General features: G+C 64.3%; 7 protein-coding genes. All 7 read right to left on the bottom strand.

Annotation, left to right across the window (positions count from 1 at the left end; genetic code table 11):
* Positions 1–289 precede the first annotated feature (289 nt).
* Complete coding sequence (phoB, locus tag FJ414_RS29700; RefSeq protein WP_010911896.1) at positions 290–979, bottom strand: phosphate regulon transcriptional regulator PhoB; 690 nt, start codon at positions 977–979, stop codon at positions 290–292.
* A gap of 16 nt (positions 980–995) precedes the next feature.
* Positions 996–1,703 carry a phosphate signaling complex protein PhoU gene (phoU, locus tag FJ414_RS29695; RefSeq protein ID WP_140647910.1) on the bottom strand — a complete coding sequence of 236 codons (708 nt, stop codon included), beginning with the start codon at positions 1,701–1,703 and terminating at the stop codon, positions 996–998.
* Between the two features lie 20 nt (positions 1,704–1,723).
* Positions 1,724–2,527, bottom strand: a complete 804-nt coding sequence (gene pstB / locus FJ414_RS29690; protein WP_140647909.1) for a phosphate ABC transporter ATP-binding protein PstB — start codon at positions 2,525–2,527, stop codon at positions 1,724–1,726.
* The gene (gene pstA / locus FJ414_RS29685; protein ID WP_140647908.1) at positions 2,524–3,375 is read right to left on the bottom strand and encodes a phosphate ABC transporter permease PstA; all 852 of its coding nucleotides are present in this window, start codon (positions 3,373–3,375) and stop codon (positions 2,524–2,526) included. Before pstA ends, pstB begins: the two co-directional genes overlap by 4 nt.
* A gap of 3 nt (positions 3,376–3,378) precedes the next feature.
* Positions 3,379–4,365 carry a phosphate ABC transporter permease subunit PstC gene (pstC, locus tag FJ414_RS29680; RefSeq protein WP_140647907.1) on the bottom strand — a complete coding sequence of 329 codons (987 nt, stop codon included), beginning with the start codon at positions 4,363–4,365 and terminating at the stop codon, positions 3,379–3,381.
* Positions 4,366–4,429: 64 nt separating this feature from the next.
* Positions 4,430–5,488: a phosphate ABC transporter substrate-binding protein PstS gene (gene pstS, locus FJ414_RS29675; protein ID WP_140647906.1), complete on the bottom strand. Its 1,059-nt coding sequence runs from the start codon at positions 5,486–5,488 to the stop codon at positions 4,430–4,432.
* 578 nt (positions 5,489–6,066) lie between these two features.
* Complete coding sequence (locus tag FJ414_RS29670; RefSeq protein WP_246672529.1) at positions 6,067–9,432, bottom strand: response regulator; 3,366 nt, start codon at positions 9,430–9,432, stop codon at positions 6,067–6,069.
* Positions 9,433–9,551: the final 119 nt, after the last annotated feature.

The following is a 9,551-nucleotide window of genomic DNA, read 5'->3' as shown; positions in this document are numbered from 1 at the left end:
CGTTGGAGATTGGCCGAAGCCACGGCGACTTCGTCATTCCAGGGCGGAGCAAGGAGCGAAGCGACGCGCGCAGACCCTGGAATCCATGCCGTTACCTCGATCGTAGGGTGCAGCGGTGCAGAGTTCTGCGCCATAGCGGCGCGTGGACATCACGGAATGGATCCTCGGGTCTGCGCTGCGTCGCTACGCTCCTTGCTCCGCCCGTGGATGACGAAGTACAAGCGTCTCGGCTACCCATCAACGTGGTTGTTGGAAGTGCCTGACCCGTCAGGACTTTGGCGTCCAGGGACTAATCCTCCCTGATCGCGTAGCCCGCCCCGCGGATGGTGCGGATGACGTCCGGCATGCGGCCGTTGTTGACCGCCTTGCGCAGGCGCCCGACATGGACGTCCACGGTGCGCTCGTCGATATAGATCGTCTCGCCCCAGACATTGTCGAGCAACTGGCTTCGCGAAAACACGCGGCCGGGATGGCGCATCATGAATTCGAGCAGGCGGAACTCGGTCGGGCCGAGCCTGATCTCGCTCTTCTTACGGTAGACCCGGTGCGATTCACGGTCGAGCACGATGTCGCCGACCTTGAGCACGCTGGACAGCACCTCCGGCTTGGCGCGGCGCAGCAGCGCCTTGACGCGCGCCATGAACTCCGGCGTCGAGAACGGCTTGACCAGATAGTCGTCGGCGCCGGTCGAGAGACCGCGCACGCGGTCGCTTTCCTCGCCGCGCGCCGTCAGCATGATGATCGGCAGCCGCTCGGTCTCGGGCCGCATCCTGAGACGCCGGCAGAGCTCGATGCCGGAAACCGCCGGCACCATCCAGTCGAGCACGAGCAGGTCGGGAACGTTTTCCTGAAGGCGGATTTCGGCCTCGTCGCCGCGGGTCACCACTTCGACCTGGTAACCCTCGGATTCGAGATTGTAGCGGAGCAGCACCCCCAGCGGCTCCTCGTCCTCCACCACCATGATGCGTGGCGCGATCATCGGGGTAACCTTTTCGTCAGGCCGCCGGCGCCGACATTGCGGTCTCGTCCTGCTTCGGACGATTGGCGGGCAATTGCGTGCCGGTCAGCACATAATAGGCGTTCTCGGCGATGTTGGTCACATGGTCGCCGATGCGCTCGAGGTTCTTGGCGCAGAACAGAAGATGCGTGCAAGCGGTGATGTTGCGCGGGTCTTCCATCATGTAGGTCAACAGCTCGCGGAAGACGGACGTGTATTTGACGTCGATGCGCTCGTCGTCGTTGCGAAGCTTGGCCAGCGCCGTGGCATCGCCCACCATGTATTCCTGGATCACGGCCTGGACCTGGATCAGCACCAGCTGCGCCATCGAATCGATCGAATGCGTGAGGTCGCGCGGCGCGGCGCTGACGCCGACCGAGCCGACACGCTTGGCGATATTCTTGGCGAGATCGCCGATGCGTTCGAGGTCGCCCGCCATGCGGATCGAGCCGACCACGTTGCGCAGGTCGTCCGCCATCGGCTGCCGCTTGGCGATCAGCGTGATGGCGCGGTCGTCGAGCTCGCGCTGACGAGCGTCCATGATGGCGTCGTCGGAGACGACGCGCTGCGCCAGCGCATTGTCGGTCTCGAGCAGCGCCCTGGTCGCACCGCCGACCATGGAGCTGGCGAGATCGCCCATGTCGTTGATGAGCCGGCTGATCTGCCTCAGATCCTCGTCGAAGGAGGCGACGGTATGTTCGGCCATGATGATGTCCTCGTATGAACTCAGCCGAAGCGGCCGGTTATGTAGTCCTGCGTGCGCTTCTCGCGAGGCGAGGTGAAGATCTTCTCTGTCCGGTCGAACTCCACCAGCTCGCCCAGATACATGAACGCCGTCTGCCGCGACACGCGCGCCGCCTGCTGCATGTTGTGGGTGACGATGACGATCGTGTAGTCGGCCTGCAACTCGTCGATCAGTTCCTCGATCTTGGCGGTCGACAGCGGATCGAGCGCCGAGGCCGGCTCGTCGAGCAGGATGACCTCGGGCTTCACCGCCACGGTACGGGCGATGCACAAGCGCTGCTGCTGGCCGCCCGAGAGGCTGAGGCCGCTGGCGTTGAGCTTGTCCTTGACCTCGGTCCACAGCGCGGCGCGCTTCAGCGCCTGCTCGACGCGGCTATCCATCTCGGCCTTGCTGATCTTCTCATAGAGCCTGACGCCGAAGGCGATATTCTCGTAGATCGACATCGGGAACGGCGTCGGCTTCTGGAACACCATGCCGATCTTGGTGCGCAGCAGGTTGAGGTCCTGCGAGCGGTCGAGGATGTTCTTGCCGTCGAGCAGCACCTGGCCCTCGGCGCTCTGCTTCGGATAGAGCTCGTAGATGCGGTTGAGCACGCGCAGCAGCGTCGACTTCCCGCAGCCCGACGGGCCGATGAAGGCTGTGACGCTGCGCTCGGGCAGGGACAGGTTGATGTCCTTCAGCGCCTTCGACTGGCCATAGTAGAAATTGAGGTTCTTGACCTCGATCTTGGCCTTCTCGACGGTCGTGTCGGCTGCGTTCAGGTCGGTGGACAACATCGGTTTCATCTGTCCTCTCTGCGTCCGGTTAGGCTGCGGGCGATGATGCTCAGCCCGAGAACCGTCAGGGTGATTATGAGTGCGCCCGTCCAGGCCAGTTGCTGCCATTCCTCGTAAGGGCTGAGAGCGAACTGGAAGATGGTCACCGGCAGGCTGGCCATCGGCGCATTGAGATTGCTCGACCAGAACTGGTTGTTGAGCGCGGTGAAGAGAAGCGGTGCCGTCTCGCCGGAGATGCGGGCGATCGCCAGCAATATGCCGGTGACGATGCCCGACATTGCCGCGCGGTAGGCGACGGAGCGGATCACCACCCAGCGCGGCGCGCCGATGGCGGCGCCTGCTTCGCGCAGCGCATTGGGCACAAGGTTCAGCATGTCCTCGGTGGTGCGCACCACGACGGGGATCACCAGGATCGACAGCGCGACGGCACCGGCAATCGCCGAGAAATGCCCCATCGGCCGCACCATCAGCTCATAGACGAACAGGCCGATGATGATCGATGGCGCCGACAACAGGATGTCGTTGATGAAGCGCACCACCGTCGTAAGCTTCGAGAAGCGGCCATATTCGGCCATGTAGGTGCCGGCCAGCACGCCGATCGGCGTGCCGACGACGATGCCGATGATCGTCATGACGATGCTGCCGTAGATGGCGTTGAGCAGGCCGCCGGCGTCGCCGGGCGGCGGCGTCATTTCAGTGAACACCGCCAGGTTCACCCCGGAGAGCCCCTTGTAGAGCAGGGCGCCGAGGATCAGCGCCAGCCAGGCGAGGCCGATGCCAGCCGCGACGACGCACAGCGCCATCATCACGGCATTCTTGCGTTTGCGGCTTTGGTGAAGCGATGCGGCAGTCGACATCGGTCAGGCTCCCGTGCGGCTATCGATGCGCAACAGCATGTAGCGTGCAAGCGCGAGGATGATGAAGGTGATGATGAACAGGATCAGGCCGAGCGATACCAGCGAGGATGTATAGAGATTGCCGTCGGCTTCGGTGAATTCGTTGGCGATGGTCGCCGAGATCGTCGTGCCCGGCGCAAACAGCGAGGCGCTGATGCGGTGCGCGTTGCCGATGACGAAGGTAACCGCCATCGTCTCGCCGAGCGCGCGGCCGAGGCCGAGCATGACGCCGCCCATGATGCCGACGCGGGTATAGGGGATGGTCACGCGCCGGGTCACTTCCCAGGTCGTGCAGCCGATGCCGTATGCCGATTCCTTCAGCACCGCCGGCACCGTGTCGAACACGTCCTTGGTGATCGAGGTGATGAAGGGCAGCACCATGATGGCAAGGATCAGCGACGAGGTCAGCAGGCCGATGCCGTAGGGCGGGCCGGCAAACAGGCTGTTGAGGCCGGGAATGCCTTTGAAGAGCCAGATGACGAAGGGCTGGATCGTCGTCTGCAGGAACGGCGCGAACACGAACAGGCCCCAGATGCCGTAGATGATCGAGGGAATGCCTGCGAGCAGCTCGACCGCGATGGCGATCGGGCGCCTGAGCGGACGCGGGCAGAGCTCGGTCAGGAAGATGGCGATGCCGATGCCGATCGGCACAGCGATGAGAATGGCGATGGCCGAGGTGACGATGGTGCCGTAGATGGGCGCCAGGGCGCCGAAATTCTCGGTGACCGGGTTCCAGGATTCGGTGGTCAGGAAGGAGAAGCCGAACTTCGACAGCGCCTCCCACGAGCCGGCGACCAGCGAGATCGCGACCCCGCCGAGCAGAACCAGCACGAGGATGGCGGAAAGGCGCGTGGCCGTCCGGAATGCCATGTCGGTGAAGGCGAAGCGGCGCACTGTCGCTTCCCTGGTCCGCAGGGCGGACGATGTCGCGGCGTCGGAAACGGCTGTCATTTAGCCCCTCGCATTTCGAAAGAGACAGGAGGGCGCCGGAGACGCCCTCCTTATTCGCTAGGAATTACATGCCGGAGTAGAGCGGCTTGCCGCTCGCGTCGACGATGTCCTTGCCCCACATTTCCTCGACGCTCTTCACGACCGCGTCGGGCATCGGAACGTAGTCCAGGCCCGCGGCCAGCTCGTCGCCCTTGGCATAGGACCAGGCGAAGAACTTGAGCGCTTCGGTCGTGGCCGCAGTGTCGTCGGGCTTCTTGTAGACGAGGATCCAGGTGGCCGACGTCATCGGCCAGGATTCAGCACCGGCCTGGTTGGCCAGGATGACGCCGTAGCCCGGCTGCGAGCTCCAGTCGGCATTGGCCGCGGCGGCCGAGAACGCGGCGGCGGTCGGCTCGACCTTCTTGCCGTCCTTGTTGACCAGGTCGGTGTAGGTCAGCTTGTTCTGCTTGGCATAGGCGTATTCGACGTAACCGATCGCGCCGCCGGTCTGCGAGACGTTGTTGGCGACGCCTTCATTGCCCTTGGCGCCGATGCCCACCGGCCATTCGAGCGCGGTGTTGACGCCGACCTTCGACTTCCAGTCGGCGCTGACGTCAGCCAGGTAGTAGCTGAAGTTGAACGTGGTGCCTGAGCCGTCCGAACGGTGGACGACGGCGATCGCCTGGTCGGGCAGCTTGGCGTCGGGGTTGAGCTTCTTGATCGCTTCGTCGTTCCAGTTGGTGATCTTGCCGGCGAAGATGTCGGCCAGCGTCGGACCGTCGAGCACCAGTTCGCCCGGCTTGATGCCTTCGAGATTGACGACCGGAACGATGCCGCCCATCACCATCGGGAACTGCGCGAGCCCGGTGGAGTCCAGATCCTCGCCCTTCAGCGGCGCGTCGGAAGCGCCGAAGGTCACGGTCTTGGCCTTGATCTGCTTGATGCCGCCGCCGGAGCCGATAGACTGGTAGTTGAGACCGACGCCGGTCTCCTTCTTGTAGGCGTCGGCCCACTTCGCATAGATCGGATAGGGGAAAGTGGCGCCGGCGCCGGAGATATCGGCTGCCATTGCGGCGGAGATGCTAAGGGTTGATGCCGCAGCCATTGCAATCGCAACGGCCGCCGAGCGGATGAAATGTCTCATGTGGCCTGCTCCTGTTCGGAAGATGGTCTTTCGGCACCCGTTCTATAGGCGCCCGGTGAGCGCAATAGCCTTCGATTATTACAGTCGCATGACAGTTTCGTGTCAGCCCGGTAACGCCTGAACGGGGATGCTCGGAAGGGTTCGCGGCGGCCTCGAACGACCGGCCGGAGTTTGCCGCGGGAATCAGTAACTTGTCTGACTTTTGAAACAAAATTTATCCCGGCGGCCGGATGACGGCCGCCGGGAAATAAAATCCGGACGAGAGTGCGTTGCCTGAATGCCAGAGCGGATCATGGCCTGGCCATCGCCGAAAACAGGTCCGTTGGGGTAGAGTCGACGCTGTTTCTTGTTGGCGGTCGCTGCTCCCGCCCGTAACCGAAGAGCGGAATCAATGTCACGATTGTCCGAGCTTGGCGTTTGCTTTGGTATGGTGCGATCGCACCATACGCATGCGTCAACGCCCTGCGCCCGCCAGCCGGCTAAAATCCGCCTTGCCTCTTGATTTCGCGCAGTTCCGGGACGGACGGCTACGCGAAGGCGCCGGAGCCTGAGCGTTTCACGCTTTTCCCGATATTGCTCTAACCTGCGTTGCGCCGGGTCTCGACGTCCGAGCCTAGCCATCGCTCGAGCTTTTCGAGCAGCGCCCGCGGACTGATCGGCTTCGGCAGGTAATCGTCCATGCCGGCCTCCAGGCAGCGTTCGCGGTCGCCCTTCAGCGCGTGCGCGGTGACGCCGACGATCGGCACATGCGTGCCCATGTCCTCCTCGAGCCTGCGGATGGCGCCCGTCGCCTCCAGCCCGTTCATTTCCGGCATCGACACGTCCATCAGGATCATGCGCGGATTGAGCCTGCCGAAGGCGTCGAGCGCCTTGCGGCCGTTGCCGACGATCTCGAAGCGGTAACCGGTCTCGCCGAGGATCTGGGTGAACACCATCTGGTTCACCTCATTGTCCTCGGCGACGAGGATGTCGAGCCCGCGCTCCGCATCGGCAGGGCGTGGACGCGCCCGCGCCGGCGGCGGCTGCAGCATGGCGCGGTCCGATGCCGCCGTCTGCGCCGGAGCGGCTTGCGGGGAGCTGCCGGCGCCAATGGCGGGTTGCGGCTGCGCGGCCGTGCTGCTGTGGCGGTGGCGCTGGATGGTCGAGACCAGCGTTTCCAGGAGAATGGAGGAGCGCGCCGGCTTGATCAGTTGCGCATCGATGCCGAGGTCGCGATAGGCCGTGCCGGCAAGCGACTGGTCGACCGAGGTCAGCATGATGATGGGCGTATGCGCCAGGCCCGCCGTGTTGCGCACGATGCGCGCCATCTCGGCGCCGGTCATGCCGGGCATCTGATAGTCGAGCACCACGCAATCGACCGGCACGCCATAGGCGGCGGCGGCAATCAGCACCTTCAACCCCTCCGCGCCGCTTTCGGCCGCGCAGGAATCGAACGTCCACGACGCCATCTGCTCGCTCAGGATCGAGCGGTTGACGGCGTTGTCGTCGACGATGAGCACGCGTGCGCCGGTGACATCGACCGGCATGATGCGCTGCCCGCCCTGCTCGGCCCTGGGCAGCGTGACGGTGAACCAGAAGGTCGAGCCCTTGCCTTCGGCGCTGTCGACGCCGATCTCGCCGCCCATCATCTCGACCAGCCGCGAGGTGATGGCAAGGCCAAGCCCGGTGCCCTCATGCCGCCTGGTCGAGGAGGTGTCGACCTGGCTGAATTTCTCGAACACCAGCTTCAGCTTGTCTTCCGGAATGCCGATACCGGTATCCGTCACGGAAATGGTGAGCTTCGTGCCCGCGGGGACCCGGTCGCCCGTCACGTCGACCAGGACATGGCCCTCGTCGGTGAACTTCACGGCGTTGCCGAGCAGGTTGGTGACGATCTGCCTGATCCGGCCGACATCGCCGACGAACTGGCCGTCGAGCCCCGGCTGGACACGGACGATGAGCTCGAGGTCCTTCTCCTTGGCGCGCGTCGACACCAGCGTCGCCACATCCTCTATCGCCTCGGCGAGATTGAAGGGCGCCGGGTCGAGCACCATCTGGCCGGCATCGATCTTGGAGAAATCGAGGATGTCGTTGATGATGGTGAGCAGCGCGTTGCCGGATTTGACGATGATGTCGGTGAACGTCTTCTGCTTCGGATCGAGGTCCGACTTTGCCAGCAGCTCTGCCATTCCAAGAACCCCATTCATCGGCGTGCGGATCTCGTGGCTCATATTGGCGAGGAATTCCGACTTGGCCCGGTCGGCGAGCACGGCGCGCCGGCGCGCCTCGCTGAGCTCGGCCTCGCGCTGCTTGAGCTCGGTGATGTCGGTGGTGGAGCCGATCAGATAGAGCGAGCCGTCAGAGGCGATCATCGCGCCCTTGCGGGCGAACTGGTGCCTGACGCTGCCGTCCGGCATCGTCACCGTCTCTTCGATCTCCTGCGTCTCGCCGGTGCGCAGCACGGCCAGGTCGCTGGCGACGAAGGCTTCGCCGTCCGCGCCGAAAATCTCGACATCGGTCTTGCCGACGGCTTCTTCCTTGCTGAAGCCGGTGAGATCGCACCAGCCCTTGTTGACGTAGAACTGCCTGAGGTCCGAGCGCTTGGCGTAGATCGACACCGGCACGTTGTCGATGAGGCTGCGGAACACCTCGTTCTCGCTCATGCTCTGCCGGAGCGCCTGCTCGCGCGCCTTGACGTCGGTGATGTCGGTGCTGGAGCCGACCAGATGCACGGAGCCGTCGATCGCCACCAGCCGGCTCTTGCGCGTCATCAGCTGCCGGACCGTGCCGTCGCGGTGGGTGACGGCCTCCTCGATCTCGCGCCCCGAGCCGGTCGCCACGACGTCGGTGTCGTCATTGCTGAAACCGTCCGCCTCTTCCGACGCGAAAAGCTCGCGATCCGTCTTGCCGAGCACCTCGTCCTTGGCGAAGCCGGTCAGCGCGCACCAGGCCTTGTTGACGAATTCAATGCTGAGATCGTCGGCCTTGATGAAGGCGGCCACGGGCAGCTCGTCCATCACGTGCCGGTAGAGGTCGATCTGGCGCATGGAGTCGCGCAACGCCTTCTCGCGCGTCTTGATGTCGGTGATATCGACGCGCACGCCGATGAACGTCCCGTCGTCGGTGCGCATGTCATAGACCTGGTACCAGCGCCCGTCGGCGTTGAGGCGTTCGTAGGCGGAGCTCGGCAAACGGTAGCGCGTGAGCATGGCGTCAAGCCAGCGTTCGGTGTCGACGCCATACAGACCGTCGATTTCGGCGTCGCCGCTCGAGCGGAAGTAGCCGACCGAATGGCCGAGAGACAACGCCTCGCGGAATGTGCGGCCCGGCTGCCAGGCCGGCTTCAGCGCCGGCAGCGTATCCTGCAGCTTGCGGTTGGCGAAGACGAAGCGATCGTCGCGATCGTAGATGATGACGCCCGCCGGCAGCGACTCCAGCACGGTGGCGAGGTTCCTGCGTGCGTCCTCCGCTTCTGTCTCGCGCTGTTTCATGTCGGTGATGTCGACATAGGAGATCAGCCGCTTGCCTCCGGGAAGCGGCGCCAGCGAGGCGATCAGTGTGCGGCCGTCCTTGCGCGGCAACTGCCTGGATCCCGCGGCTCCGGCTCGGATTTCGGCCTCCCGTTCGGCCACATGGCTTTGCCAAGCCTGTTCCTCGCCGCCGAACGGATCGGCGTCACGGCTGGCTTCCATGAGGTCGCGAAAGCGACTGCCGGCCGGAGCGCGCCGCGGATCGATCTTCCAGAAATCGTAGAATGCCCGGTTGACCACCTCGGCCCGCAATTCGGCATCGAGAACGATGACGCCGATCGGCATCGAATCGACCATCAGGCTCAGATTGGCAAGCGCCTCCGAAGTCCCGGCCATATCGTGGACGCCACCGAGAAAGGGCCCGTTGTCGCGCATATCCGCCTTGTTGAAGCTCCGCGCGCTGTCCGCCTCGACAGTTCCGTCCGTGTCCGCCATTCCTACCCCCAGGACCGAACCGTGCCGGTCCGTCGGCGGAATGTGCCCGACAAGCATTAACGATCCGCTAACCATAATGATTGCAACCGCCTGCCGCCGGTCCCGTTGAGCCAGATTCC

The organism is Mesorhizobium sp. B3-1-6, from assembly GCF_006439555.1.
Taxonomy (GTDB): Bacteria; Pseudomonadota; Alphaproteobacteria; order Rhizobiales; family Rhizobiaceae; genus Mesorhizobium.
This window is presented reverse-complemented; position numbering and strand designations above follow the sequence as displayed.